This window comes from Microbacterium paraoxydans (genome assembly GCF_018224615.1).
Taxonomy (GTDB): Bacteria; Actinomycetota; Actinomycetes; order Actinomycetales; family Microbacteriaceae; genus Microbacterium; species Microbacterium paraoxydans_B.
The window spans coordinates 744,929-771,388 of record NZ_JAGTUK010000003.1; the positions used below are offsets into that span (position 1 = coordinate 744,929).

Annotated in this window: 22 protein-coding genes; 5 read left to right on the top strand and 17 right to left on the bottom strand. The window is 70.7% G+C overall.

Annotated features, from left to right (window positions below):
- Positions 1 to 9: 9 nt before the first annotated feature.
- From KE274_RS13815 to truB, 6 genes are all read right to left on the bottom strand, one after another.
- A complete protein-coding gene (locus KE274_RS13815; RefSeq protein ID WP_211544663.1) occupies positions 10 to 1,038 on the bottom strand; it encodes a 6-phosphofructokinase in 1,029 nt (342 codons plus the stop codon).
- Between the two features lie 208 nt (positions 1,039 to 1,246).
- Positions 1,247 to 3,391 (bottom strand): DEAD/DEAH box helicase, encoded by a 2,145-nt coding sequence (locus KE274_RS13820; RefSeq protein WP_211544665.1) that lies wholly within the window; start codon positions 3,389 to 3,391, stop codon positions 1,247 to 1,249.
- A gap of 206 nt (positions 3,392 to 3,597) precedes the next feature.
- Positions 3,598 to 4,548, bottom strand: coding sequence for a bifunctional riboflavin kinase/FAD synthetase (locus KE274_RS13825; RefSeq protein ID WP_211544666.1), 951 nt, complete (start codon positions 4,546 to 4,548; stop codon positions 3,598 to 3,600).
- The gene (locus tag KE274_RS13830) at positions 4,545 to 4,958 is read right to left on the bottom strand and encodes a hypothetical protein (protein WP_211544979.1); all 414 of its coding nucleotides are present in this window, start codon (positions 4,956 to 4,958) and stop codon (positions 4,545 to 4,547) included. The genes KE274_RS13825 and KE274_RS13830 overlap by 4 nt, the downstream gene beginning before the upstream one ends.
- An 82-nt stretch (positions 4,959 to 5,040) precedes the next feature.
- A complete protein-coding gene (locus tag KE274_RS13835) occupies positions 5,041 to 5,409 on the bottom strand; it encodes a hypothetical protein (protein WP_211544668.1) in 369 nt (122 codons plus the stop codon).
- Positions 5,406 to 6,299 (bottom strand): tRNA pseudouridine(55) synthase TruB, encoded by an 894-nt coding sequence (gene truB, locus KE274_RS13840; protein ID WP_211544670.1) that lies wholly within the window; start codon positions 6,297 to 6,299, stop codon positions 5,406 to 5,408. The genes KE274_RS13835 and truB overlap by 4 nt, the downstream gene beginning before the upstream one ends.
- Before the next feature lie 55 nt (positions 6,300 to 6,354).
- Between truB and KE274_RS13845 the strand changes: the two genes are divergently transcribed.
- Positions 6,355 to 7,251, top strand: coding sequence for an A/G-specific adenine glycosylase (locus KE274_RS13845; protein ID WP_307872215.1), 897 nt, complete (start codon positions 6,355 to 6,357; stop codon positions 7,249 to 7,251).
- 5 nt (positions 7,252 to 7,256) lie between these two features.
- On the opposite strand, the gene KE274_RS13850 is transcribed toward KE274_RS13845, so the two are convergent.
- From KE274_RS13850 to KE274_RS13885, 8 genes are all read right to left on the bottom strand, one after another.
- Positions 7,257 to 9,392: a helix-turn-helix transcriptional regulator gene (locus KE274_RS13850; RefSeq protein ID WP_307872216.1), complete on the bottom strand. Its 2,136-nt coding sequence runs from the start codon at positions 9,390 to 9,392 to the stop codon at positions 7,257 to 7,259.
- A 104-nt stretch (positions 9,393 to 9,496) separates the two neighbouring features.
- Positions 9,497 to 9,922 carry a 30S ribosome-binding factor RbfA gene (gene rbfA / locus KE274_RS13855; protein ID WP_211544671.1) on the bottom strand — a complete coding sequence of 142 codons (426 nt, stop codon included), beginning with the start codon at positions 9,920 to 9,922 and terminating at the stop codon, positions 9,497 to 9,499.
- Positions 9,923 to 9,991: 69 nt separating this feature from the next.
- Positions 9,992 to 12,730: a translation initiation factor IF-2 gene (gene infB / locus KE274_RS13860; RefSeq protein ID WP_211544674.1), complete on the bottom strand. Its 2,739-nt coding sequence runs from the start codon at positions 12,728 to 12,730 to the stop codon at positions 9,992 to 9,994.
- 94 nt (positions 12,731 to 12,824) lie between these two features.
- Positions 12,825 to 13,079, bottom strand: a complete 255-nt coding sequence (locus tag KE274_RS13865) for a YlxR family protein (protein ID WP_211544678.1) — start codon at positions 13,077 to 13,079, stop codon at positions 12,825 to 12,827.
- Between the two features lie 60 nt (positions 13,080 to 13,139).
- The gene (gene nusA, locus KE274_RS13870; protein WP_211544680.1) at positions 13,140 to 14,123 is read right to left on the bottom strand and encodes a transcription termination factor NusA; all 984 of its coding nucleotides are present in this window, start codon (positions 14,121 to 14,123) and stop codon (positions 13,140 to 13,142) included.
- Between the two features lie 102 nt (positions 14,124 to 14,225).
- Positions 14,226 to 15,266, bottom strand: coding sequence for a TIGR00730 family Rossman fold protein (locus KE274_RS13875; RefSeq protein ID WP_211544681.1), 1,041 nt, complete (start codon positions 15,264 to 15,266; stop codon positions 14,226 to 14,228).
- A gap of 88 nt (positions 15,267 to 15,354) precedes the next feature.
- A complete protein-coding gene (locus tag KE274_RS13880) occupies positions 15,355 to 17,115 on the bottom strand; it encodes a proline--tRNA ligase (RefSeq protein ID WP_211544682.1) in 1,761 nt (586 codons plus the stop codon).
- A 40-nt stretch (positions 17,116 to 17,155) separates the two neighbouring features.
- The gene (locus KE274_RS13885; RefSeq protein ID WP_211544686.1) at positions 17,156 to 17,926 is read right to left on the bottom strand and encodes an isocitrate lyase/PEP mutase family protein; all 771 of its coding nucleotides are present in this window, start codon (positions 17,924 to 17,926) and stop codon (positions 17,156 to 17,158) included.
- 78 nt (positions 17,927 to 18,004) lie between these two features.
- Here KE274_RS13885 and KE274_RS13890 point away from each other — a divergent pair, with 78 nt between their 5' ends.
- Positions 18,005 to 19,462, top strand: a complete 1,458-nt coding sequence (locus KE274_RS13890) for an RNB domain-containing ribonuclease (RefSeq protein WP_211544688.1) — start codon at positions 18,005 to 18,007, stop codon at positions 19,460 to 19,462.
- On the opposite strand, the gene KE274_RS13895 is transcribed toward KE274_RS13890, so the two are convergent.
- Both KE274_RS13895 and ispG read right to left on the bottom strand, forming a co-directional pair.
- Positions 19,431 to 20,297, bottom strand: a complete 867-nt coding sequence (locus KE274_RS13895) for a hypothetical protein (RefSeq protein WP_211544690.1) — start codon at positions 20,295 to 20,297, stop codon at positions 19,431 to 19,433. The genes KE274_RS13890 and KE274_RS13895 overlap by 32 nt on opposite strands.
- 59 nt (positions 20,298 to 20,356) lie before the next feature.
- Positions 20,357 to 21,508 carry a flavodoxin-dependent (E)-4-hydroxy-3-methylbut-2-enyl-diphosphate synthase gene (ispG, locus tag KE274_RS13900; RefSeq protein WP_205812722.1) on the bottom strand — a complete coding sequence of 384 codons (1,152 nt, stop codon included), beginning with the start codon at positions 21,506 to 21,508 and terminating at the stop codon, positions 20,357 to 20,359.
- Positions 21,509 to 21,725: 217 nt separating this feature from the next.
- Here ispG and KE274_RS13905 point away from each other — a divergent pair, with 217 nt between their 5' ends.
- Positions 21,726 to 23,609: an anthranilate synthase family protein gene (locus KE274_RS13905; protein ID WP_211544692.1), complete on the top strand. Its 1,884-nt coding sequence runs from the start codon at positions 21,726 to 21,728 to the stop codon at positions 23,607 to 23,609.
- A gap of 21 nt (positions 23,610 to 23,630) precedes the next feature.
- On the opposite strand, the gene KE274_RS13910 is transcribed toward KE274_RS13905, so the two are convergent.
- Positions 23,631 to 24,944, bottom strand: a complete 1,314-nt coding sequence (locus tag KE274_RS13910) for a M50 family metallopeptidase (protein WP_211544694.1) — start codon at positions 24,942 to 24,944, stop codon at positions 23,631 to 23,633.
- A gap of 65 nt (positions 24,945 to 25,009) precedes the next feature.
- Here KE274_RS13910 and KE274_RS13915 point away from each other — a divergent pair, with 65 nt between their 5' ends.
- Both KE274_RS13915 and KE274_RS13920 read left to right on the top strand, forming a co-directional pair.
- Positions 25,010 to 25,600: a hypothetical protein gene (locus tag KE274_RS13915; RefSeq protein ID WP_211544695.1), complete on the top strand. Its 591-nt coding sequence runs from the start codon at positions 25,010 to 25,012 to the stop codon at positions 25,598 to 25,600.
- A gap of 82 nt (positions 25,601 to 25,682) precedes the next feature.
- Positions 25,683 to 26,378 carry a YcnI family copper-binding membrane protein gene (locus KE274_RS13920; protein ID WP_211544696.1) on the top strand — a complete coding sequence of 232 codons (696 nt, stop codon included), beginning with the start codon at positions 25,683 to 25,685 and terminating at the stop codon, positions 26,376 to 26,378.
- The last annotated feature ends 82 nt before the right edge of the window (positions 26,379 to 26,460 follow it).

The following is a 26,460-nucleotide window of genomic DNA, read 5'->3' on the forward strand; positions in this document are numbered from 1 at the left end:
CGGGGACGCTCAGCCGAACAGCGCGGCGGCCTCGTCGTAGCGGTAGCGCGGCACCGTGTTCAGCTCGCCCAGCGCATCCGCGAACGGCACGCGCACGATGTCGGTGCCCTGCATCGCGACCATCTGACCCCAGGCGCCGTCGACGATGGCGTCGGCGGCATGCAGGCCGAGCCGGGTGGCGAGCACACGGTCGAACGCCGAGGGCGAGCCTCCGCGCTGGATGTGACCGAGGATCGTGGCGCGCGTCTCGATACCGGTGATGCGCTCGATCTCCGGAGCGAGCAGGTCGCCGATCCCACCGAGCCGGGGCCGGTTGAACGCGTCGAGGCCCTTGTCGCTGTAGGCCTCCTCCATGCCCGTGAGCGTGAAGCCCTCCGACACGACGACCAGCGGCGCGCGACCGCGGTCGTGTGCGCGCGTCACCAGCTCCGTGATCTCCTCGAGCGACATCGGCACCTCGGGGATGCAGATGACGTGCGCGCCCGCGGCCATTCCCGCGTGCAGCGCGATCCAGCCGACGTGACGGCCCATGACCTCGGCGACCATGCAGCGCTGGTGCGAGTCACCCGTCGTGCGCAGTCGATCCATCGCATCGGTGGCGATGTTGACCGCGGTGTCGAAACCGAACGAGTAGTCGGTGGCGCGCAGGTCGTTGTCGATCGTCTTCGGCACACCGAGCACCTTGATGCCGTCCTTGGAGAGACGGTCGGCCGCGGCGAGCGTGCCCTCGCCGCCGATCGCCACGATGCCGTCGATCTTGTGGCCGTAGAGCGTCTTCGCGATGTTCTCCGCGCCGCCCCGCTCGCCCTCGTAGGGGTTCGTCCGGCTGGTGCCGAGGATCGTGCCGCCGACCTTCGACAGGCCCTTCACCTCGTGCCGGGTGAGCGGCATGAAGTCGCCCTCGACGACCCCGCGCCAGCCGTCGCGGATGCCGACGAACTCCAGGTCGTAGGTGGTCGTGCCCTTGAGCACGATGCCGCGGATGACCGCGTTGAGTCCGGGGCAGTCGCCGCCGCTCGTCAGGATGCCGATCTTCATGCTGCTGCCTTCGGAGGTTCGAGTGATGGGAGGGGTGAGGCGACAGTGCCTGCGATCGACCCTAGCGGCACGTCGCCCTCCGCCGCCATTCGGACCCGACGAAAACCGGCGATCTTGACAGCACGAGTCCACGGAATCGGGGAACTTGGCGCTGATGCCCCAGATCGGACCGATTTGAGCGTTAAGAACCCCGCTTCTTGGCGGGGCCTCAGTTCGCCCCGAGCGCCTCGCGCAGCAGGTGCATGAGCGCCGCCAGCTGCACCGACTCGCTCGCCGCCTCCTCGGTCGCCTCGCCGTCCAGCGCGCGCGCAGCCAGGCCCTGCTTCTGATCGATGAGCTCGGCGATCTTCGTGTCGATCGTGTGCGCGGCGATGATGCGCCACGCCGTCACCGGCTCGTCCTGACCGATGCGGTGCACGCGGTCGATGGCCTGGGTCTGCTCGGCAGCCGTCCACGACAGCTCAGCGAGCACGACGTTGGAGGCGGCCTGCAGGTTCAGCCCCACACCGGCGGCGGTCAGCGAGCACACCGCGATGCCCACATCGGGGTCGCCGTTGAAGTCGTCGATCGCCTGCTGGCGCGCCGTCGACGTCTGATCGCCACGGATCGACACCGCACGGATCCCGGCGGCGGCGAAGTGCGCTTCCGCCTGATCCATGACATCGATGTGCTTCGCGAAGAACACGACCTTGCCGACCGAGCGCTGCAGCTGCGCCGCGTAGTCCGCAGCGAGCGGCGCCTTGGCCTGGCCGATGCGGCGCACCATCGTGAAGACGTTGTCGCCACCCGTGCCCGCGGCCTTGGACTCCTCGAGCTCGTTCTGCGCGACGAGACGCACGATGTCGTCATCGATCTCACCGGGGAGCAGACCACGGTCGCCCCGCGCCTCGATGATGCGGCGGTAGCGCGCGGCCAGCCGCTCCCCCAGCTCGCGCTCGGCCTGACGGATGCTGCGCCCGAACTCGTCGTCCAGCTGCACCGGCAGATCGGCGACCAGCTTGTCGGGAAGGTCGGCGGCGACGTCCTTCTTCTTGCGGCGCACGATCCCCATCGAGATCACCGCATCACGCGCCTCCGGATAGAACGCCTTGTCCGCCGGGGTGAACCCGGTCGCATCCAGCTTCTCCATGAGCGCCGGTCCCGGCTTCTCGCCGTTGGTCCAGCCCAGGAAGCGCCAGATCGCGTCGAAGTCCTCGACGTCGTTGATGAGCGGTGTACCCGTGAGCGCGAGCATCAGCGGGTCGTGTCCCGGCGTACGCTCGCGCACCTGCGCAGCGAGCGACAGCACGTTCTGCGAGCGCTGCGACGACAGGTTCTTGATGAAGTGCGCCTCATCGACGACCATGCCGCGCAGGCCGATCGTCGCCAGCCACGACAGGTGGCGGTCGAGGATCTCGTAGTTGACGATGAACACGTCGGCGAACGCGTCGATGTCGTCGCCGTCGCCCTGGATCACGGTCGCACGGCGTTGCGGCGTCCACCGCTCCACCTCGCGCGCCCAGTTCATCTTCACGACGTTCGGCACCACCGCGAGCAACGGGTATGCGCCCGCCACCGACGCCGCGAGCACCGACTGCGCCGTCTTGCCCAGCCCCGGCTCGTCCGCGAGCAGGAAGCTCCGGTGCCCTGCACGCACGGCCTCCAGGAACCGCGACTGGTGCACCATCACGTCGAGGCCCTTGGGCGACACGTGATCGAACTCGGGGGCCGGAGGAAGCTCCATCGAGGCCGCGGCACCGCCGGCACCCGTCTCGAACGCCTTGTACAGCGGCCCCATCAGCTCCCATCCGTCGAGCCGGCGACGCGGGGTGCTGGCCGGACGCGGCGTGAGGTCGGGCGCGAGGAAGGGGTTCGCGAGCTGACGGGCCTCCACGGACGGCGGGGTCACCTGACGCTCGGCGATCGCGGCGGGGACGACCGGTGTCTGCACCGGAGCGGGGTCCGCGATGATCAACTCCTCCGGCGGCAGCTCGGCGCCGGACTCCAGCAGCCAGTCACGGCGCATCCGCTTGGCGACGGGCGACGTGGCCTGGTCGGCCTCGAGGAGCTGGATGAGCGAGGTGTCGCGTGCGGCGGTCTTCGCGAGGATCGTGGCCACGCCGTCGAGGCGCTTGAGCAGCTCCGTGCGCGCGGCATCGGTGATCTCCGTGTCGGCCTTCACCCTGGCGCGCTCCTCGCGCACCAGGAACGCGATCACCTGGAACTTCGTGCGGTTCGTGGGCCCCAGCTTGCCCCGCTGGGACTTCGCCTCGATCTCGCGCACCTTGCGCGCGAGGATCGGGATGAGGGGTGCCTCGTCGTCGCGACGGGACGTCTTCTTGCGCCGCGTGGCGGCGGTTGCCGTGGTCGGCATGCTCCTCCTGAGCCTGAAGGGCCCGGCGCCCCCAGGGAGCCGTCGGCCGTTCTCGTCGTCCGCGTGTGGCGTGAGCCAGGACCGTGCGGACCGTGGATCGTCTCCCTCCGGCGCTCACGACGGTGCGCGGGTCGGCGGGAACCTTCTCCCATTCTATGTCATCGGGCCGACGGCACGCGGAACCGCCCGAACGTGACGGACCCGGTTCAGGTCTCCACACCGAGGATCGCGGCGGCCTGTGCCACATCGGCGGCCATCTGCGACATGAGCTTCTCGATGCCCTCGAACGCCACCATGCCGCGCAGCCGCTCCACGAACTCCACCGTGACGTCGTGCCCGTACAGGTCGAGACCCGTCTCCCCCAGCACGTGCGCCTCGACCTGGCGGACGAGCACGTCGTCGAACGTGGGATTGGTCCCCACCGAGATCGCGGACGGGTGCCGGATGCCCGTGTCGTGGTCGACCAGCCAGCCGGCGTAGACGCCGTCGGCCGGCACGAACGCGTCGACGATGGTCGAGAGGTTCGCCGTGGGGAAACCCAGCTCGCGGCCGCGCTTCAGGCCGTGCACGACCTCACCGCGCACGTCCGGATAGCGACCGAGCACCCGAGCGGCCGCGGCCACATCCCCCTCCACGAGCAGCTCGCGGATCCAGCTCGACGACACGCGTCGCGACGAACCCTCCAGGTACACGTCCTCGACCACCTCGACCGTGAAGCCATAGCGGGGTCCGAGCTCGCGCAGCAGCTCGGGCGTGCCGGCGCCGCGGTGGCCGAATCGGAAGTCCGCGCCGACGAACACCGTCGACACTCGCAGCGCGCGCACCAGGAACTCCACGACGAAGTCCTCCGCCGAACGGGCGGCGAGCTCCTCGTCGAACGTCAGCAGCAGGGTCGCATCGAGACCGAGCTCGCCCAGCAGCTCCAGCTTGCGGTCGACCGTCACCACGTTCTCGGGGCAGCGGTCGGGGCGGATGACCGCGAGCGGATTGCGATCGAACGTGACGGCAACGGCCCGGCTTCCCGTCGCCGCCGCGGCCTCCTTGAGTCGCCGGATCACCGCACGATGCCCCTGATGCACCCCGTCGAACTTGCCGATCGCGACCGCACTGGGCCCGAAGCCGTCCGGAACCTCGTCCGGACTGCGGAACACGATCACGCGACGGCCTCCACGGGACGCTCGACGGCGGCGACCGGGCGGTGCGTGCGCAGCCACCAGATGCCGAACACCGGAAGGACCAGGGGCACGAAGAGGTAGCCGCGACCGAACAGCGACCACACCGTCTCGTGCTGGAACAGCGCGGGGAGCAGGATGCTCAGCAGCCCGACCACCAGCACCCCGGTGAGTTCGAACACGATCGCGATCCAGGCCACCGTGTACCACCCCCGCCTACGGGCGAAGATCAGCGCCAGCGTCGCGAGGATGTAGACGAGCGCGGCGACGGCCGACAGCGTGTACGCCAGGGGCGCCTCGTCGAACCGGCGCACGATCTGCACGAAGCTGCGTCCCGTGGCAGCCAGCGCCATGACGGCGTAGACGATCACGAGGACGCGACCGATGCCGGTCATCCGGGTGGAGGGGGCGGTGGAGCTCATAGCGCATTCCATCCTAGAGCCGCCGCGGGACGCCGGACTCCGCCGGGCGGCGCCGTCAGGCGACCTGGATCGTCCAGATCGCCTGCATGCGCCACAGCATGACCGCGATGGCCAGGGCGGCCACGCCGAGCACGACCGTGCTCCAGCGGCTGCGCTCCATGAGCGCCCACAGCACGGCACCCACCGGAAGCAGGGCCGCGGACACCAGATACACCCAGTACTCGAGCAGGTCGCCTGTGGGCGGATTGCCCGCGAGCGGCGCGACGATGGCCGTGACCACCTGCACGATCAGCAGGACCTCGACGATGGCGAGAGCCCCGACCGAGAAGTCGCTCGGCCGACGCCCGGCGAATCCCGCGACCAGGCAGAACACCCCGGCGGCGATCGCCACGGCGATCTGCACGACCGTGAACCACAGGATCATCGGATGACCTCCGGCATGTTCATGGCGCTCTTCAGATCCGCGCCGCGCTTCTCCACGATGCCCACCAGCTCGCCGTCCTCGTCGATCGCCGCGGCGAGGGGCGCGGTGAGGCGCTCCGCCTGACCGCCGAGCCTCTTCCCATGACGGAGGTCGCGCGCCTCCGCGGCCGTGACCGGAAGCGGGACGAGCACCGATGCGGCAGCCTCCGCGGGCGTGAGCGTCGCGGCCCCCTCCAGATCGTCGACACCGACCGCGTCTCCCACGCTGAACGGCCCCACACGCGTGCGGCGCAGCGCCGTGAGGTACCCGCCGACGCCCAGAGCCGTCCCGAGGTCGCGGGCGAGAGAGCGGATGTAGGTCCCGGATGAGCAGTCGACGACCACGTCGAGGTCGAGGATGCCCTCGTCACGCCGGATCTCGAGCACGTCGAACCGGGAGACCACGACCTCACGCGCCGCGAGGAAGACGTCCTCCCCCGCGCGAACGCGGTCGTAGGCGCGGCGCCCGTCGACCTTGATCGCCGACACCGAGCTGGGCACCTGGGAGATCGCGCCCGTCAGCGCCGCGACACCCGTCGCGACCGCCGCGTCGTCGACCCCGGCGACCATCGAGGCGTCCGCCGCGGCGACGACCTCGCCCTCCGCGTCGTCCGTGGTGGTCGAGGCGCCGAGCCGGATCGTCGCCTCGTAAGTCTTGTCGGCGCCGACGATGTAGGTGAGCAGGCGCGTCGCGCCCTCGATGCCCAGCACCAGAAGACCCGTCGCCATCGGGTCGAGGGTCCCCGCATGGCCCACCTTGCGGGTGCCGAAGGCCCGGCGCGTGCGAGCGACCACGTCGTGACTGGTGAGACCGCCGGGCTTGTCGACGAGGAGGATGGCGGGTACGACCATCCCTCCAGCCTACCCAGCCGCGTCACCGCCTCCCGCGCTCACCTAGGCTGGAATCGTGCCCGCGCCGTCGTCCGCCCCCGCGACGCTCTCCATCCTGCCGTCCTGGTTCCGGAGCTCGGCACGCGACCTGCTATGGCGCCGTCCGGCCTTCCACGAGACCTACGGCGCGTGGGGCGTCCTGGTCAGCGAGTTCATGCTGCAGCAGACCCCGGCCACCAGGGTCATCCCCCACCTCGAGGCCTGGCTGCACCGGTGGCCCACCCCTGCGGCGATGGCCGAGGCGACCACCGCGCAGGTCGTGCACCAGTGGGCCAACCTCGGCTATCCGCGCCGCGCCCTCTGGCTCCACCGTGCCGCGATCGAGATCGTCGAACGGCACGGCGGGGTCGTGCCCCGCGACGTCGACGCGCTGCTCGCCCTCTCCGGCATCGGCGACTACACCGCGCGGGCCGTCGCGGTCTTCTCCTACGGTGATCGGCACCCCGTCGTCGACACGAACACCCGACGCGTGCTCGCCAGGGCGATCGACGGTCGCGCCCACCCCTCTCCGCCGTCCCGCCGCGACCTCACCCTGATGGAAGCGCTGCTGCCGGACGACGACGAGGAGGCCGCGATGTTCAATGCGGCCACGATGGAGCTCGGCGCCACGATCTGCACGGCGCGGGCGCCGCGCTGCGACCTGTGCCCCGTGGCCGACGAGTGCGCATGGCTCGCGGCCGGCCGTCCGGACACCGGAGACGCGAGGCGCCGTCAAGCCGCGTATGAGGGATCCGACCGCCAGGCCAGAGGCGCGGTCCTCCGCGTCCTCCGTGACGCTGCTCCCGACGCGGTGCCCCTGACGGCGGTGATCCCCGAGTGGCCGGACGCGCGGCAGCGCGACCGCGCCATCGACTCGCTCATCGCGGACGGCCTCGCGGAAGCCGACGGGGAAGGGCTCGCTCTCCCCCGCTGACGCGTTTACCGATGGCGCTCCGTGCGATGCGCCAGTGCGGTGAGCTCGACCCGGTTGCGCACGTCGAGCTTCGTGAACACGCGACCCAGATGAACCTCGACCGTGCGCACCGACACGTTCAGCTCGCTGGCCACGTGCCGGTTGCTGATCCCCCGCACGGCCAGCATCGCGACGTCGAGCTCGCGGGCGGTGAGCTGCTGACCCCAGGCGCTGCGGCACACCGCGAACCGCTCGGGCGCGGGAACGAGCTGCGCCGCGGTGGCATCGAGCCGATCGACCCTGGCTCGCACGGCCCTGGCCCACGCACCGGCCCCCGCGGCCTCGAACAGACGCTCGGCGCGCTGGAGATGAACGCGTGCCGTCAGGTGGTCGGCGCGCAGGGCGAGCTGGATGCCGAGCACGAGTTCGACCCGTGCACGCGCGAAGGGCGTCCGCAGCGCGCGCGCGCGTTCCCGCACGTCGTCCCGCTCCGAGGCCCATCCGCCCGCCGGTGCGGTGATGAGCCGGGCCTGCAGGTCCCGCGCCACCGCGACCTCCGGCGGGGCGAGTGCGATCGCCGTGCCGGCACGCCGTGGTCCCGAGACGGACACCTCATCGAGCCCTGGCACGTCGAACGGCCGCTCAGCGGCTTCGCCATCGGCCCAGAGCTCGACGGCCGTGCAGGCCCGGTCGAAGGACCCATCGAGAAACGCCTCGATCCCGCGATCGATCAGCACGTCGACCCCGGCACCGCCAGGGACCACGGCCGTGAGGGCGCGCGCAACCGCTCCCACGTCCCCTCGCACCGCGAGATCGAGCCTCCGCGCGAGCACCATCCCCAGCCCGGCGAACGGCAGGGCGACCGGAAGCTCGACGGCGGCCCGCAGCATCCGTTCTCGCGCCGACCCGAGGTCCCCGCGCCACGTCAGGAGCAGCGTCTCGGCAACCGCCCGGTACGCGCGCGCGAGCGGGCTCCGTTCGAAGCCGGGCACGAGCGGGTCGGTCTCCACCACGAGCAACGGCGTGTCGTCCTGGAGCTGCCGCAGCCCGCGGTCGATGTCGCCCCGGCTCGCGAACCGCAACGCCCGCAGCAGCGCGCCGCACACGGGCCCCGCTCCGTCGGCCTCATCGACATCGCCCTCACCGGCCAGGAGCCAGCTCAGCGCCACGACCGGTTCGCGGAGCTGCGCCTCGGCGCCGACCACCGCCGCTCCCTCACGCACCGCGTCGAGCCAGACGCGCATCTGGGTGCGCTCGCCACGCTCGGCGCACAGGAGCGCAGCCAGCCCGGCCGCTCGCGTCCAGTCGAGCCATGCGGAGCGATCGCCGGCCGTCCGAGGACGGAACAGCCCAGGATCGATCTCCGGAACCGCGCCCCGCAGATGCGCCAACGAGACGAGCAGTCCGGGGAGCGCCCGACCCCGGTGCGTCACGGACGCGTGCGGGAACAGACCGCCCAGGGCATCCGCGGCGTCCGCGACCAACCCCGAGCCGGCGCACGCGAGACCCGAAAGCAGCATGGCCTCGTCGCGTTGCTCACCCGAGACATGCGCAGCGGCTTCACACGCGAGCCTCCGCGCCGATTCCAGCCGCCCGGCACGCAGCAGGCGACGGGCGCGCGCGACCAGCACCTCCGCGGTCGCGGCGTCACTCTGCAGAGCCGCACGCGCGCGATGCCACGCCGCTTCGGCGTCATCGCCGCGCTCGCTCCGCACGACCGCGAGGCGCGCGTGCACGCGAGTCACCTCAACCGTCGATGCCCGCCCCTCGACCCATACGGCGACGCGCGGGTCGATCGCGCGGACACGGCCCGCGCGGATCACGAGGAGTGCGCCGACCGCCTCCGCCGCCAGTTCCTCCGCCGTACGCCCGTCGAAGGCGAGAAGCGAGTCCAGGTCGTCGCCCCACCGCAGGGTGTGCGCCAGCAGCAGCGTGCGATCACGGTCGGAGATCTCGACGCCCCGGAACGCGTGCTCCACGGCCGGTGTCAACGGCAGCGGCGCCGGCAGCGCGCGCAGGCCGAGGCGCTGCTCAGGCGTCAGACACCGTGCGACCTCCACAACGCTGGGCGCGTCGGCGGCGAGGGCCGCCGCCAGTCGAGCCACCACGTGCGGCGCACAGTGCAGCCCGCGCGTATGGAGGTCGTGGAGCAGGAGCTCCACGACTGCAGGCGCGACGACATGATCGTCGCTCGATACCGTCGCAGGAATGCCGATCCCCCAGGTCCATCGGAAGTCATCCCCGCGGACCCGAGGGTATCAAACGGCTAGTCCTCTTCGTCGACCGAACGGTACGGGTCGGCGTCGCCGGCCGGGGAGGCGGACGACGCGAGCTTCGCGACCTCGGCGTCTCGCTCCTGCGCCTGGCGCAGCAGCGCCGTGATGTGGTCGGCGTTCTCCGGAAGCGCGTCGGGGATGAATTCCAGCGTCGGCACGAGACGGGTGCTGAGCTGGCGCCCCACCTCGCTGCGCAGCATCCCGGTCGCGGACGTGAGGGCGGCACCGCTCGCGATGCGCTCCTCCTCCGAGCCGAGCACGGTGTAGAACACGGACGCGTGCTGCAGATCTCCGCTCACGCGCACGTCGGTGATGGTCACGAACCCGAGACGCGGGTCGCGCAGGCCCTTCTCGAGGCGCTCGGCGAGGATCACGCGGATGCGGTCCGCGAGTCGCGCCTGTCGTTCGCCAGCCATAGTTCTTTCCCTTCAGAGGCCTTCGGGCGGGGACGCATCAGCGTCCCCGCCCGAAGGTATCGAACCCGATCAGCCGCGAGGCTTTTCGACCATTTCGGTGGTCTCGATCTCGTCGCCGACCTGGATGTCGTTGTACTTGCCGAGACCGATACCGGCCTCGTAATCGGTGCGCACCTCGGTGACGTCGTCCTTGAAGCGACGCAGCGACTCGATGGCCAGACCATCGGCGATGACGACGCCATCGCGGATGACACGGGCCTTCGCGTTGCGCGTGATCGTCCCGGATCGGACGATGACACCGGCGATGTTGCCGAACTTCGAGGAGCGGAACACCTCGCGGATCTCGGCCACACCCGACTGGACCTCTTCGTACTCCGGCTTGAGCATGCCCTTGAGCGAGCTCTCGATCTCGTCGATCGCGTTGTAGATGACGGAGTAGAAGCGGATGTCCACACCCTCGCGGGAGGCGCGCTCGCGTGCCTTCGTGTCGGGGCGGACGTTGAATCCCACGATGATCGCGTTGTCGATCGTCGCCAGGTTCACATCGGACTCGGTGATCGCACCGACACCGCGGTGGATGATGCGCAGCTGCACCGAATCGTCGACCTCGATCTTGAGCAGCGACTCCTCCAGCGCCTCGACGGCACCGGACACGTCGCCCTTGATGATGAGGTTGAGCGACTCGACCTTGCCCTCTTCGAGCGCGCGGGTGAAGTCCTCGAGCGAGATGCGCTTGCGGGCCTTGGCCAGCTGTGCGTTGCGCTCGACCGCTTCACGCTTCTCGGCGATCTGGCGGGCCATGCGGTCTTCCTCGGTCACGATGAAGACGTCGCCGGCGCGAGGCACGGAGTTGAGACCCTGCACCTGGACCGGGCGCGACGGCGCAGCCGCCTCGACGGTCTCGCCGTTCTCGTCGATCATCGCTCGCACGCGGCCGTAGGCGGTACCCGCCACGATCGCGTCGCCGACCCGCAGCGTTCCGGACTGGATCAGCACCGTTGCGACCGAACCACGACCCTTGTCGAGCTTCGCCTCGATGGCGACACCGCGAGCGGCCTTGTTCGGGTTGGCGGTGAGGTCGAGTCCGGCGTCGGCCGTGAGCAGCACCGCGTCCAGGAGTTCCTGGATACCGGTGTTGGCACGAGCCGACACGTCGACGAACATCACGTCGCCGCCGTACTCCTCGGCCACCAGACCGTACTCCGTGAGCTGCTGACGCACCTTGGCCGGGTTGGCCTCGGGCTTGTCGACCTTGTTCACCGCGACCACGATCGGCACGTTCGCCGCCTGGGCGTGGTTCAGCGCCTCCACCGTCTGCGGCATGATGCCGTCGTCGGCCGCGACCACGAGGATCGCGAGGTCGGTGACCTGCGCACCACGGGCACGCATGGCGGTGAACGCCTCGTGACCGGGGGTGTCGATGAACGTAATCGCCCGCTCGATGCCCTCGTGCTCGGTCCAGACCTGGTACGCACCGATGTGCTGGGTGATGCCGCCGGCCTCGCCCTCGATGACGTTCGTCTGACGGATCGCGTCGAGAAGGCGCGTCTTACCGTGGTCGACGTGACCCATGACGGTGACGACCGGGGGACGGATCTCGAGGTCGTCCTCGCTCTCCTCCGCCAGCTCCTTCTCCAGGTCGAGACCGAAGCCCTCCAGGAGTTCCTTGTCCTCGTCCTCGGGCGAGACCATCTGGACCTTGTAGCCCAGCTCCTCACCCAGGACCTCGAATGTGGCCTCGTCCAGCGACTCGGTGGCCGTGGCCATCTCGCCGAGGTTGAAGAGGATCGTCACCAGGGTGCCCGGCTGCACGGTGTAGCCGGTCAGGGCCTCGATCTTGTCGGCGAAGTCCGCGATGGACGCGCCGCGGCGCATGCGGATCGTCTCGCCGTTGCCGCGCGTGACGTTGACGCCGCCGACGACCGGGGCGCTCCGCATCTCGAACTCTTGCCGCTTCGCCCGCCGCGACTTGCGCTGCTTGCTCTTGCCGCCGCCCTTACCGAAGGCACCGGCCGTGCCACCGCCGGGACCACGGCCGCGACCGCCACCACCGGGGCGACCGGCGAAGCCACCGCCGGGACGGGGGCCCGCACCGGGACCGCCACCGGCACCGCCGGGACGACCGGGGCCGCCCGTACGCTGCTGGAACGGAGCACCGGGACGACCGCCCTGACCGCCGCGAGGAGCGCCGGGACGGGGCGAGCCGGGACGCGGAGCACCGGGACGCGGAGCACCGGGACGCGGCGCCTGCGGACGCGGGATGTTGCCCGGGGTCGGGCGCTGGCCCATGCCCTGTGCCGACGCGAAGGGGTTGTTGCCCGGGCGCGGGCCGGCGGGACGCTGCCCCATGCCCTGCGCCGACGAGAACGGGTTGTTGCCCGGACGCGGAGCACCCGGCTTGGGCGCGTTGCCGTCACCCGAGGCGGGCGCGGCGGGCGTCGGAGCGGCCGGCGCCGGAGCGGCCGGCTTGGCCGAGGGAGCCGGTGCCGGAGCGGCCGGCTTCTCCGCAGCGGCCGGAGCCGGAGCGGGGGCAGGGGCCGGAGCAGCCGGTCCCGGCTTGGGGCCCGGCTTCGGGCCGGGCGTGGGTGCTGCCTTCGCCGCAGCCGGCTTCGCCGGTGCGGGCTCGCTCGACGCCTTGAGGGACGGGTCGGCCTCGATCGCGGCACGCAGCTTGCGCGCCACCGGAGGCTCGACCGTCGACGACGGGCTCTTCACGAACTCGCCGAGCTCCTTGAGCTTCGCGAGTGCGACCTTGCTGTCGACGCCGAGTTCAGCGGCGATCTCATGTACGCGTGGTTTACCAGCCACAATTCTCCTGTCTGGGTCGGTCTGCCCAGACAGGGCAGACCATTAGTCGCGGACGGGTCTCATTTCGAGCCGTTCACTTTGTTTCCATAGCCGTTCAGCCTTTGGTTCTCAGCGGATGCTGTTCGATGGTCTGCGTGTCCAGCGTGGCGGACACACGGAGTGCTCGTCCGAAAGCGCGTCGCCGCAGGGCGGCATCCATGCATTCCTGTGTGGGATGCAGCCACGCGCCACGCCCCGGCAGCACGGCACGCTCATCGAGGACGAGGGTGTTGTTCTGGGACACCACCCTGAGCAGGGCGGAGCGGGGAGCACGCGTGCGACAGCCGACGCACATTCGTACGGGTTCCATCTTACACCTGCGTTCCGTCCGCGCTCGCCCGCCCGCGGGCGTGGCGAGCGCGCTGATCGGTCAGTCGAGGACGCTGTCCGGCTGGATGTCGATCTTGGCGCCCGTGAGCTTGGCGGCCAGTCGGGCGTTCTGCCCCTCCTTGCCGATCGCGAGCGAGAGCTGGTAGTCGGGCACCAGCGCCCTGACCGCCTTCGTGCTGGCGTCGAGCACGAACGAGCTGGTGACCTTGGCCGGGGACAGCGCGTGGGCGACGAAGGTCGCGAGGTCCGGGTCGTGATCGACGATGTCGATCTTCTCGCCGGACAGCTCCTCCGTGACGGCCCGCACGCGGCGCCCGAGCTCACCGATGCAGGCGCCCTTCGCGTTGATCGAGGGGTCGTTCGCCCGCACCGCGATCTTCGTGCGGTGGCCGGCTTCCCGAGCGAGCGAGACGATCTCGACCAGGCCCGCCGCGATCTCCGGCACCTCGAGCGCGAACAGCTTGCGGACGAGGCCAGGGTGCGTGCGCGACACGGTGATCTGCGGGCCCTTGAGCCCCTTGGCGACGCTCGTGACGTACACGCGCAGCCGCGAGCCGTGCGCATAGTCCTCGCCGGGCACCTGCTCCTCGGGCGGGAGGATGGCCTCGACCGAGCCGAGGTCGACGTGGATCATGCGCGGGTTCGGTCCCTGCTGGATGACGCCGGCGACGATGTCACCCTCACGGCCCTTGAACTCACCCAGCACGGCGTCGTCGGCGATGTCGCGCAGGCGCTGGCTGATGACCTGCTTGGCGGCGAAGGCGGCGATGCGGCCGAAGTCGTCCGGCGTCGCATCCTCCTCGCCGATCACCGCGCCCTCGTCATCGCGCACGACCTGCAGCACGGCGACGTGCCCGGTGGTGCGGTCCAGTTCGACGCGCACGCCCTCCGGCGTCGTGCCCTCCGAGGAGACGTGCTTGGAGTACGCGGTCAGGATCGCCTGCTCGATGATCGCGACGAGTTCGTCGAACGGGATCGCCTTCTCCTTCTCGATCCCTCGCAGCAGACTCAGTTCGATGTCCATGACGGCCTCCCTATTCAGCTCTCGTCGCGCCCGAACGCACGCGCGACATCCGTACAACGATACCGTGCGTCAGACCCTCCGGCCACGCGGGAGAGACGTCGCTCAGGCCGCGGGCGCGGACGGCAGTGCGTTGATCGCTCCGATGAGCCGGAACAGATTTCCGACCTGCCGCTGATCCAGGTGCAGCACGAGACGCGGGAGCTCGAGCCGATCGTCGTCCGCCACCTCGGGCGACAGCGGCGCCGTGCGCTCGATGGCTCCGGACGACAGCATGGCGCCGAACGACTCGTTGAGCTCGGCGATCTCCTCATCGCTCGGCTCCGCGCGCAGGCGGAGCACCAGGGCATCCCCCACCCAGCGCAGCGAATCGTAGTTCCGCCAGAACCCGGTGATCTCCGCGCGAGCCGCCTCCACCGAATCGGTGATCACGACACGATCGAAGTCGCCCTCCGAGATCACGCCCATGGGAGCGAGATGCTCGTCGATGAAGCGCCGCATCCCCTGCCAGAACGACCCACCCTTCTCGTCGAGCAGCACGATGGGCGTCGGCTCGGCCTTGCCGGTCTGCTGGAGGGTGAGCAGCTCGAACATCTCGTCGAGCGTCCCGAAGCCGCCCGGAAGGCAGAGGAACCCGCTGGACTCCTTGATCAACATGAGCTTGCGGGTGAAGAAGTACTTCATCGCGACCACCTGATCCTGGCCGGTCACGACCGCATTGGCCTTCTCCTCGAAGGGCAGCCGGATCGATACCCCGAGCGACAGCGCGGGACCGGCCCCCTCCGCCGCAGCCTGCATGATCCCCGGACCGGCACCGGTGACCACCATCCACCCGTCGTGCGCGAGCGCCGCGGCCACATCGCGCGCCTGCACGTACAGCGGATCGTCGTGGCGCGTGCGCGCAGAACCGAACACCGTCACCTTCGGCACGCCCCGGAACGGCGCGAACAGGCGGAACGCGTCACGCATCTCCGCCAGCGCGGCCGAAGCGATCTTGAGATCCAGCCGGTCCGTGCCGTCCTCCCCCAGCTGCAGCGCGGTTCGGAGCATCCGCATCACCAGACGCCGATCCGTGTGCACGCCAGCCTCATCCAGGACGGCGTTGATCTCGGTCGTGAGCGCAGAGGGCAGAGGCTGATCGGTCATGGGTCCAGCGTGTCACGGCGTTGCGGGATCGGGCTCCGCAACGCCGTCCGCGCGGCGCGACCTCACCCGTCCAGGCGACCCCACCCGGTCAGCGTGACGACGTCAGCCGCGCGACCGCCTCCTCGACCGACAGCGCGTCGCGATCCCCGCTCCGGCGGTCCCACAGCTCGACCTGTCCCTCGGCGGCACCGCGGCCGACGATCAGGATGCGCGGTACCCCGACGAGCTCGGCATCACCGAACTTGACGCCGGGCGACACCTTCGGACGGTCGTCGTACAGCACGTCGAGCCCGGCGCTCTCCAGCTGCGCGGCGACGCCCTCCGCCACCTCGAACGCCACCTGGTCGCGGCCCGCGGCCACCACCTGCACGTCGAACGGTGAGACGGACGCGGGCCAGATCAGCCCCTTGTCGTCGTTGTTGAGCTCCGCGATGATCGCGAGAATCCGCGTGACGCCGATGCCGTACGAGCCCATCGTCACGGTCACGAGCTTGCCGTTCTCGTTCAGCACCTTGAGGCCGAGCGCCTCGGCGTACTTGCGGCCGAGCTGGAAGACGTGTCCGATCTCCATGCCACGGGCGAGTTCGACCGGGCCGGAACCGTCGGGCGCGGGGTCGCCCGCACGCACGTTCGCGATCTCGACGATGCCGTCGGCCGCGAAGTCGCGGCCCATCACCACCGAGTGGGCGTGCTTCTGGTCGACGTTCGCGCCGGTGATCCAGCTCGTGCCCTCGCTCACGCGCGGGTCGACCAGGTACCGGATGCCGGTGGCCGACTCCTCCCCCAGCACCGCGCCGGTGGGCGACCAGGGACCGATGTAGCCCTTGACCAGGAGAGGGTGGTTCTCGAAGTCGTCGGCGGTCGCGGTCTCGACCTCGGCGGGAGCGAACGCCACCTCGGCGCGCTTCTCGTCCACTTCGCGGTCGCCGGGGATTCCGACGATCACGATCTCTCGGGTGCCGTCGAGGTGCTTCAGCGCGAGCACCACGTTCTTGAGCGTGTCCGCCGCGGTGTACTCCCCGTCCAACTCGCGGTTGCAGTGAGCCACGAGTGTCTCGATCGTGGGAGTGTCGGGCGAGTCGAAGATGACCGGGGCCGCATCGGCGTCGAAGGGCACGGGCGCGGGCACCTCGGTCGTGAACGCCTCGACGTTCGCCGCATAACCTCCGGCGCTGCGCACGAACGTGTCCTCGCCGACCGGCGTGGGGTGGAGGAACTCCTCGCTGCGCGACCCTCCCATCGCCCCGGCATCCGCCTGCACGATCACGTACTCGAGGCCGAGGCGCTGGAAGATCCGCTCGTAGGCGTCGCGCTGCGCCTGGTAGCTGGCGTCGAGCCCCTCATCCGAGGCGTCGAAGGAGTACGCGTCCTTCATCGTGAACTCGCGTCCGCGCAGCAGGCCCGCGCGCGGCCGGGCCTCGTCGCGGTACTTGTCCTGGATCTGGTAGATCGTCAGCGGCAGATCCTTGTAGGACGAGTAGAGGTCCTTCACCAGCAGGGTGAAGGCCTCTTCATGCGTGGGCGCGAGCAGATAGTCGCCGCCCTTGCGATCCTGCAGACGGAACAGCAGGTCGCCGTACTCCTCCCAGCGACCCGTCGCCTCGTAGGCCTCGCGCGGCATGAGTGCCGGGAAGTGCACCTCCTGCGCACCCGCGGCCGCCATCTCCTCGCGGATGACGGTCTCGATCTTCGCCTTCACCCGGAGTCCGAGCGGCAGCCACGCGAAGATCCCCGCGGCCTGCGGTCGGATGTACCCGGCGCGGATCAGCAGCTTGTGACTGGCGACCTCTGCACCGGCAGGGTCTTCACGGAGAGTACGGAGGAAGAAGTTCGAGAGACGAGTGACCACGGCTCAAGTGTAGTGAGCCGTGGTCACCCCTCCCGTCCCGTCAGTTCAGTGCAGGCAGGCCCTGCGGGACGACGCCGCCCGCGTACAGGCTCTCGGCGAGTTCCTGGAGAGCGGTGAGGGCGACCCGCTGCGGCAGCGGACCATAGGAGATCCGCGCGACGCCGAGCTTCTCGTACTCGGAGGCGGCGAGCGCGCCCGGGATGCCGATCACGCTCACCTTGCGCTCGCCGATGCCCTCGACGAGCTGGCGGGTGACGTTCGCGTCGAGGATGCCGGGCACGAACACGGCCGTCGCCCCGGCATCGAGGTAGGCCCGTCCGCGCTGGATCGCGTCAGCGATGCTCTCCTGCACGGGACGCGATCCCGCCCGCACGAAGGCGTCGGTGCGGGCGTTGAGCGCGAACGGCACGCCCTCCGCCTCGGCCGCCTTCACGATCGCCTCGACCGCGGCGACCGACTCGTCGAGAGGCTTGAGGCGGTCTTCCACGTTCGCGCCGGCCACACCCGCGGCGATTGCGAGCCGCGTCGTCTCACCCGCGTCGCCGTAGCCATCGTCCAGATCGGCGGTCACGGGAACGGACACGGCAGCGGCGATCCTGCCCACCATGTCGATCATGAGCTCGCGCGGAGTGGCGCCGTCGTCGTAGCCGAACGTGGCGGCGATGCCGTGGCCTGCCGTCGCGATCGCCTTCGTCTCCGGCAGAGCGGCGACCGCGCGTGCCGACACGACATCCCACACGTTCACCACGCGCAGGATCTCCGGCGCGTCATAGAGTCCGACAAGGGTCTGGGCCTTCGCAGCAGTGGTCATGCCCCCACGCTAACGCCCGCCTCGGACCCGGGGGCCACTTCCGAGAGATCGCCGCCGGCCGCACCTAGGGTGGGATCCATGCCTCAGCGCCGGTCCCATGTCGCTCCGTCCGCCGCCCAGACCGAGCTCGCCGCCACGCTCGCCGAGCTGCGCGACACTCTCGACGCGCCGACCGTGTTCCCACCCGATGTCGTCGCCGAGGCCGAGCGCGCGACCGGTTCCGCACCGGAGCTCGACCTGCGAGACATCCCGTTCGCGACTCTCGACCCCGCGGGTTCGCGCGACCTCGATCAGGCCTTCCACCTCGAACGCACGACGGCGGGGTACACCGTGCGCTACGCGATCGCGGACGTCCCCGGGTTCGTCACGCCCGGCGGCGCCGTGGATGCGGAAGCCCGGCGCCGCGGCCAGACCCTCTACGCCGCCGATGGCACGATCCCACTGCATCCGCCGGTGCTCAGCGAGGACCGGGCCTCCCTCCTCGCCGGCACGGACCGCCCCGCACTGGTGTGGACGTTCGCCCTGGACGAGTCGGGCGAGGTCGGCGACTTCCGGCTCGAGCGGGCGCTCATTCGATCGCGCGCGCAGCTCGACTACGCGACCGCGCAGACGGCCCTCGACCGTGGGGAGGGCGGACCGGCGGCGCTGCTCCCGGAGATCGGCGCCCTCCGGCTCGACCTGGAACGCCAGCGCGGCGGCGCCAGCCTCAACCTGCCCGATGAGGACGTCGTCCGCGCGGAAGACGGCAGCTACGCGATCGAGCGCCGGAGTCCACTGCCGATCGAGGAGGCGAACGCGCAGCTGTCACTCATGACCGGCATGGCGGCCGCACGCCTGATGCTCGACGCGCGGGTCGGGATCCTGCGCACGATGCCGGAGCCCGACGACGCCGCCTTCGAGACGTTCCGCCTGCAGACCGTCGCGCTCGGGCGCCCGTGGACCGCCGGGACCTACGGCGAGTTCCTGCGCAGTCTCGACCGGGAAGACCCGCTCACCCTGCCGGTGCTCGAAGCCGCGTCCTCGCTGTTCCGGGGAGCGGGCTATCTGGTGTTCGACGGCACCGCACCGGCCGACGCCGTGCAAGCGGCCATCGCGGCACCGTACGCACACGCGACCGCGCCTCTGCGCCGTCTCGTCGACCGCTGGTCCCTGACGATCTGCCTGGCCGTCTCGACCGGGGTGCCCGTCCCGGACTGGGCCCGCGACTCCCTCGGGGAGCTGCCCTCCCTCATGCAGGAGTCCGGCCAGCGCGCCTCCCGCTTGGCGTCGGCGACGGTCAATGCGGTGGAGGCAGCGCTCCTCACGCCGCTGGTCGGTGCAGAGCTCGACGCGACTGCCGTCGAGCTGCGTGGCGAGCGCGCGATGATTCAGCTCGCCGAACCCGCGGTGACCGCGAGCGCACCCGCGCCGGTCGGGGTGAAGCCGGGCGATCGCGTTCGCGTTCGCGTGGTCAGGGCAGACATCGCGAAGGGCGAAGTGGAGTTCGAGAGCGTCGCCGGCGGAGTCACGCCGCGGGGGTCGCGGTCGTCCTCATGACGAGCAGCTGAGGGTCCGTCAGCTCCAGCGACACACGGATCGCGGAGAACTCCGCGAGCGAGCGGGCGTGCGTCCCCCCGCACAGGATCACGGCCTCGCCCTGCGGCAACGCGCAGTGCCAGCGACGGCGGTCCACGATCGTGGGGCCCTCGGTCTCGACCCGACTCGGCGCTGCAGACGCGACCCACGCCTCGAGCTGCTCGTTGATCCGCTGTTCGCGGTCGCTCAGCGTGGCCGCGAGAGCCTCGGTGTCGAAGCCCGCACGACGCAGACTCTTGCCGAGACGGTACTCGTCGACGGCGCCGTCCTCGTGGATGCGGCTCGACTGGTTGGCGCGACCCTCGAAGTCGGGGGTGCCGAGCGCATCGGCGCCGGGGTCCTTGCGCCACAGGTCGGCGAGCGCGAGATCCAGCGCGAGCGAGGCCACATGGCACGCGGTGTGGCCGCGACTGAGACCCGACCGATGCGGCGCGTCCACGGCGAGCCGGACGCGTGAGCCCTCGGTGAGCCAGGCGGGCGCCGCACCGTCGAGCACGTGCCCGACCAGCCACGTCCACCCCTCGGCTCCGCGCTTGACGGGGATGTCGGCGCCGACGGCGAACTCGCCCTCGTCCGATATCGCGGCCATGACGGCCTCACGCACCGCGACGACCTCGCTCCCGACGCCGATCGTTCCCCGGTCGCCCGGCTGATCGGGCCAGGTGTGGTCGACGGGATGGAACGGCGTCGCGTCGACGACCACCACGGTGCCGCCGGCGGCGGGAACGATGCGATCGACGACGCCTTCGCCCGAGACGCTGCCGTCGGGGAAAGTGACGGTGGTGGCTGTCGACATGGCTCTCCTCGGATGCGTCGCGCGAGCGACGGGACGGACGATCGGGCGGTGCCCGACGATCAGGCGGTGACGACCTGCGCGGTACCGAGCGGCGCGTCGGGACCCATCTCGGCCGCGATGCGATTCGCCTCTTCGATCAGCGTGGCGACGATGTCCTCCTCGGGGACGGTCTTGATGACCTCGCCCTTCACGAAGATCTGCCCCTTGCCGTTGCCGGAGGCGACGCCCAGGTCGGCCTCTCGCGCCTCGCCGGGACCGTTCACGACGCAGCCCATGACCGCCACGCGGAGCGGCACCGTCATGTCTTTGAGACCCTCGGTCACGTCTTCCGCCAGCGTGTACACGTCGACCTGCGCGCGGCCGCACGACGGGCACGACACGATCTCGAGCTTGCGCTCGCGCAGGTTCAGCGACTGCAGGATCTGGTGGCCGACCTTGACCTCCTCTGCGGGCGGGGCCGACAGCGAGACGCGAATCGTGTCGCCGATGCCCTCGCCGAGCAGGATGCCGAACGCGGTCGCGCTCTTGATCGTGCCCTGGAACGCGGGTCCGGCCTCGGTCACACCGAGGTGCAGCGGCCAATCGCCCCGCTCAGCGAGAAGCCGATAGGCCTTGACCATGACGACGGGGTCGTTGTGCTTGACCGAGATCTTGAAGTCGTGGAAGTCGTGCTCCTCGAACAGCGACGCCTCCCACACGGCGCTCTCCACAAGCGCCTCCGGGGTGGCCTTGCCGTACTTCTCCAGCAGACGGCGGTCGAGGGACCCGGCGTTCACACCGATCCGCAGCGAGACCCCGGCGTCCTGGGCGGCCTTCGCGATGGCGCCCACCTGGTCGTCGAACTTCCGGATGTTGCCCGGGTTCACGCGCACCGCCGCGCACCCGGCATCGATCGCCTGGAACACGTACTTCGGCTGGAAGTGGATGTCGGCGATCACGGGGATCTGGCTCTTCTTCGCGATGATGTGGAGCACATCCGCGTCGTCCTGGGACGGCACGGCGACGCGCACGATCTCGCACCCGGAGGCGGTGAGCTCGGCGATCTGCTGCAGCGTCCCGTTGATGTCGGTCGTCTTGGTGGTCGTCATCGACTGCACGCTGACGGGGGCGTCGCCGCCCACGAGCACCTTGCCGACCTTGATCTGGCGGGACTTGCGGCGCGGGGCGAGGACTTCGGGGATTCGAGGCATCCCAAGGTTCACAGCTGGCACCCTCTCAGCCTATGCCGCCGCGGTGCACGTGGGCTGGATGTCCACACCGGTGAAGCGGCGGGTCGATCGCGCCCGGTGTGGTAGTTTCGCCCCATGCGCGCGAACGTCACCTGGTGGCCCGCCTCCTAGGCGGTGAGTTCGCGTTCCCACGAATCCAGACCGCCTCCGGGGCGGTCTTTTCGTTGCGCCGAGCCGGAGCCCTGCACAGGAGACATCGATGACCCTCTCACGACTCGCCGAGCTCAGCGCCGACCCGGCGGCATCCTTCGTGCTCATCGCGCGCGACGGCGCCGACACCGTGGAACTGCTCACCGGAGAGGTCGTCGACGTCGACCGGCTCGCCGACATCCCCCTCACGGTCGACGGCGTGGCCCGCGAGGTGTTCGCGCTGGTCCCCTACCGTCAAGTTCGCGAGCGCGGCTTCGTCGCGCAGGATGACGGCGCACCCCTCCGATGCATCGTCGTGGACGAGCACCTGCAGCTTCCGACGTCCGCCCTGCTCGACGCCCTCCCCACCACCCCCATCCCCCTGCGCGACGGGGGCTTCGACATCGCCGACGAGGAGTACGCCGCGATCGTCGAGACCGTCATCTCCGAAGAGATCGGTCGCGGCGAGGGCGCGAACTTCGTCATCCGGCGCGACTACACCGCGAGCATCGACACCGACGACCGCACGGCCGCCCTCACATGGTTCCGTGCCCTGCTCGCCCACGAGCGCGGCGCGTACTGGACGTTCGCGGTCGTCACACCCGAGCGGATCGCGGTCGGCGCCAGTCCGGAGGCCCACGTCGTCGCGCGCGACGGAATCGTGACGATGAACCCGATCTCCGGCACCTTCCGCCACCCGGCCGGCGGCTCCACGAAGGAGACCCTCGCCGACTTCCTCGGCTCCACGAAGGAGACCGAGGAACTGTTCATGGTGGTCGACGAAGAGCTCAAGATGATGAGCGCCGTGTGCGCAGACGGCGGCCGGATCACCGGGCCGCATCTGAAGGAGATGTCTCGCCTCACCCACACCGAGTACATGCTGCGCGGGCGAAGCGCCATGGACCCGAGGGACGTTCTCCGCGAGACCATGTTCGCGCCCACCGTCACCGGCTCCCCCATGCAGAACGCGTGCGCGGTCATCCGCCGCCACGAGCGCAAGCCGCGCGGGTACTACTCCGGCGTGGCAGCCCTGTTCACCCCCAATGCCGAGGGCGGTCACGACCTCGACGCCCCGATTCTCATCCGCACCGTGTATCTGGCCGACGGCGAGCTCAGCGTGCCGGTCGGCGCCACGCTCGTGCGTCACTCCGATCCGCACGGCGAGGTCTCCGAAACCCACGGCAAAGCGGCCGGAGTGCTCGGTGCCATCGGAGCCATCGACCGTGACCGCGTGGCCGAGGCCCGCAGCGACGCCGACGCCCCCGGCGCGCGCCGCGCGCTCGCCGACGACCCCGAGATCGCCGCGCTGCTGGCGTCCCGCAACGCCCGGCTCGCCGAGTTCTGGCTCAACCCCCAGGGCGAGGACTTCACCGGCCCATTCACCGGCCGCTCCGCGCTCGTGGTCGACGCCGAAGACCGCTTCACCACGATGCTCGCGCACCAGCTCCGCCACCTCGGGCTCGACGTGACGATCGCCCCCTGGGACGAGGTGACCGACAACGCCGTGATCGGCGCGGACCTGGTAGTCGCCGGTCCCGGGCCGGGAGACCCGCGCGACGCCGCCAGCCCCCGGATCGCCAGGATGCGGGACATCGTGGCGCGGCGCCTCGACACCGCGACGCCCCTGCTCGCCGTGTGCCTGAGCCACCAGATCCTCGCCGATCGTCAGGGCGCCGCACTCGTGCCTCTCGACGCACCGCACCAGGGCCTGCAGAAGTCGGTGCCGGTATTCGGCGAAGACGCCTCCATCGGGTTCTACAACACCTTCACCGCGCGCGTCAGCCCGGGCACCACGACGATCGGTGCGGCGGAGGTCTCGGCGGATCCCGTCTCCGGAGACGTGTTCGCTCTGCGCGGCCCCGGGTTCGCGTCCGTGCAGGGCCACCTGGAGTCGATCCTGTCGCGCGACGGCATCCGCACGCTCGAACGGCTGGTCACGCACGCCCTCGCGTGACCGGAGACGACCGCGGGCCGGTCAGCCCAGCAGCTTGACGGGGTTGAACAGGTCGGCGACCAGCAGCAGCGCGCCCATACCGATCAGCAGGATCGCCACGACGACCGTGAGCGGCACGAGCCGGGTGGCGTCCACCGGCGCGGGAGGCGGGCGGCGAAAGAGCTTCGCCCACGCGCGCTTGATGCCCTCCCACAGCGCCACCACGATGTGACCGCCGTCGAGCGGCAGCAGCGGGATCAGGTTGAACACGAAGAGCGCCACGTTCAGCGACCCCAGCAACCCGAGGAGCACGGCGAAGCGGTTCAGGATCGGGGCATCGGTCGCCGCGACCTCTCCGGCCAGGCGCCCCACGCCGACGACGCTCAGCGGACCGTTCGGGTCGCGCTCGCCCCCGGTCACCAGGGACACGCCGACATCCCAGAGCCGCACCGGGAGGGTGACGATCAGTGATGCCACCCGGGCCACGTTCTCGGCGGCCAGCTCCGGCCCGGCACTCAACGGCTGCTGCACGAACCCCATCTGCGAGATCATTCCCGCGTACCCGACCTCTCGCACGACCGGGTCACCCTGATCGTCGAGCACGGGTCGTCCGCTCGCGTCCGTGATGGTGCGCTCCGCCTCGATGGGGGTGAGGCTCAGCGTCTGCTCCGCTCCGTCGCGCCGCACCACCAGCTCGAGCGTCTTCCCCGGCGATGCCTGGACGATCGACGTCGCCTGGTCGAATGTCGACACGGGCTGCCCGTCGATCGACACCAGCACGTCTCCCGGGCGGACGCCCGCCTCCGCCGCGGGAGACGCGGGGTCGTCCGGGGTGCACTCGGTGGCGGTCGAGGAGGCGGGGACCACGCACTCGTTCACCGCGGCGATGGTCGTCGTTCCCTGCTGTACGCCGATGCCGCTCACGAGCACCGTGAAGATCACCACCGCGAGCAGAAGATTCATCAGCGGACCGCCGAGCATCACGATCACGCGCTTCCACACCGGCAGCTTGTAGAACACGCGGTCCTCCGCACCTTCGGCGATCGTCTCGTCGTTGGCCGACCGGGCGTCCTGGATGAGCGTGCGGAAGATGCCGGACGCCGGCCGTTCCCCCTTCGACGCCGGATACATGCCCGACATCGAGATGAAACCGCCGAGCGGCAGCAGCTTGAATCCGTACTCGGTCTCACCGATCCGCTTCGACCACAGGCGCGGACCGAAGCCGATCATGTACTGGCCGACGCGCACGCCGAAGAGCTTCGCGGGGACGAGATGGCCGACCTCGTGCAGACCGATCGAAAGGCCGAGGCCGATCAGCATGAACAGGATGCCGCCCACATAGAGCAGGATTTCCACCTGCTCACGGTACTGCCCGCACCTAGGAATCCGCCTCGGTCGCTCCGCGTGGCTAGGCTGGCCTGGTGACCACCCGGCAGCTGCGACTCCTGCGCGCGGCAGCCGTGTCCGCCAGCGCGACGCTGATCGCCGCGGTGTCCCACACGATCGGGGGCGGCGCCGCACCCCACCCGCTGCTGATCCTCGCCGTCACCGTGCTGTTCCTCGCCCCCACGGCTGTCCTGCTCGGGCTCCGCCGGTCCCGGTGGCGGGTCGCGGTTGCCGTGCTCGCGGCGCAAGCGGCGTTCCACCTGCTGTTCCAGCTGCTCGGTTCGCCTACCGCCGACGCCGACCTCGACGGCACGATCAGCCCGCACGTGCATCACTTCGATCTGTCACAGCTGGGCGGCGACATCTCCGTGCGCCCCCTCGACGCGGCGATGCTGCTCGCCCACCTCGGGGCGGCCGTCCTGACCACCCTGCTGGTGTGGCACGCCGAGCGCATCGTGCGCGCCGTGGCCGGGTGGTTCCGCGCCCTGGTGCGTCGCGCCTCGCCGACCGCAACGTCTGGTCACCGCCGCCCGTCTCCGCTGCGGCCGCTCCTCTCCCCTCCCCTCGACCGGGCCATGGCCGCCGCCGTCTCGCGGCGCGGTCCACCGGTGTGCGCACGCGGCTGAACGGCCGCACGGAATCACGGCCGCACGTCGGCCATCCTTCGCGCGCCGCTCCGGCGCGCTCGCACACCATCTCTGGAGAATCATGTCCCGTACCACCACCACCCTCCGTCGCCCGCGCGCCCGCCGCGCCATCGTCGCCGCCACCGGCACGCTGGGCGGGGTCGCCCTCGCCCTGGCCGTGCCTCTGATGGCGGGTGCCCACGTGTCCGTCAGTCCCGACGAGCTCGCTCCGGGCGACCACGGGGTGCTCACGTTCTCGTTCGCGCACGGTTGCGGCACCTCGCCCACCACAGCGCTGCGCATCACGATGCCCGAAGGGCTCACCTCGGTCGCGCCGACGCTCGACGGCGACTGGACGATTCAGGTCGAGCGCGGCGATGACGGGCTCGTCAGCGCCGTGACGTACACCGCTCTCACTCCCGTGCCGACAGATCTCCGCGGAGCCGTCAGCATGTCGGTCGGGCTCGACGAGAAGACACCCGACACCCTCGCCTTCCCGGTCGTGCAGCAGTGCGTGGAGGGCGCGACGGAGTGGACGCAGCTCGCCGAGGAAGGTGAGGACCCGCACGCGCTCGATGCCCCGGCCCCGGTCGTCACCGTGACCGACGGCGCGGGAGAGGACCACGGCGCCCACGGTGACGCGGAGTCCAGCACGCCCGAAGCCACCACCGCGGCCACGGCTGCCGACCCGCTCGGCATCGCACTCGGCGCGGGCGGGCTGCTCGCCGGGGCCGCGGCGCTCGTGGTCGCGGTGCTCGCCTACCGACGCCGGGCGTGAGTCCTCGGTCCGCCGCGCACCCCGACGGTGGCGCGCGGCGGACCGTTCGCCCGGCATCCGCGCGGCGCCGTGAGATCATGGA

What these genes read in the sequence shown, in the direction of transcription:
- KE274_RS13815 (WP_211544663.1), bottom strand. Translation starts at nt 1,038, where the DNA reads ATGAAGATCGGCATCCTGACGAGCGGCGGCGACTGCCCCGGACTCAAC.
- KE274_RS13820 (WP_211544665.1), bottom strand. Translation starts at nt 3,391, where the DNA reads ATGCCGACCACGGCAACCGCCGCCACGCGGCGCAAGAAGACGTCCCGT.
- KE274_RS13830 (WP_211544979.1), bottom strand. Translation starts at nt 4,958, where the DNA reads ATGACCGGCATCGGTCGCGTCCTCGTGATCGTCTACGCCGTCATGGCG.
- KE274_RS13835 (WP_211544668.1), bottom strand. Translation starts at nt 5,409, where the DNA reads ATGATCCTGTGGTTCACGGTCGTGCAGATCGCCGTGGCGATCGCCGCC.
- truB (WP_211544670.1), bottom strand. Translation starts at nt 6,299, where the DNA reads ATGGTCGTACCCGCCATCCTCCTCGTCGACAAGCCCGGCGGTCTCACC.
- rbfA (WP_211544671.1), bottom strand. Translation starts at nt 9,922, where the DNA reads ATGGCTGGCGAACGACAGGCGCGACTCGCGGACCGCATCCGCGTGATC.
- KE274_RS13865 (WP_211544678.1), bottom strand. Translation starts at nt 13,079, where the DNA reads ATGGAACCCGTACGAATGTGCGTCGGCTGTCGCACGCGTGCTCCCCGC.
- nusA (WP_211544680.1), bottom strand. Translation starts at nt 14,123, where the DNA reads ATGGACATCGAACTGAGTCTGCTGCGAGGGATCGAGAAGGAGAAGGCG.
- KE274_RS13875 (WP_211544681.1), bottom strand. Translation starts at nt 15,266, where the DNA reads ATGACCGATCAGCCTCTGCCCTCTGCGCTCACGACCGAGATCAACGCC.
- KE274_RS13885 (WP_211544686.1), bottom strand. Translation starts at nt 17,926, where the DNA reads ATGACCACTGCTGCGAAGGCCCAGACCCTTGTCGGACTCTATGACGCG.
- KE274_RS13890 (WP_211544688.1), top strand. Translation starts at nt 18,005, where the DNA reads ATGCCTCAGCGCCGGTCCCATGTCGCTCCGTCCGCCGCCCAGACCGAG.
- KE274_RS13895 (WP_211544690.1), bottom strand. Translation starts at nt 20,297, where the DNA reads ATGTCGACAGCCACCACCGTCACTTTCCCCGACGGCAGCGTCTCGGGC.
- KE274_RS13905 (WP_211544692.1), top strand. Translation starts at nt 21,726, where the DNA reads ATGACCCTCTCACGACTCGCCGAGCTCAGCGCCGACCCGGCGGCATCC.
- KE274_RS13920 (WP_211544696.1), top strand. Translation starts at nt 25,683, where the DNA reads ATGTCCCGTACCACCACCACCCTCCGTCGCCCGCGCGCCCGCCGCGCC.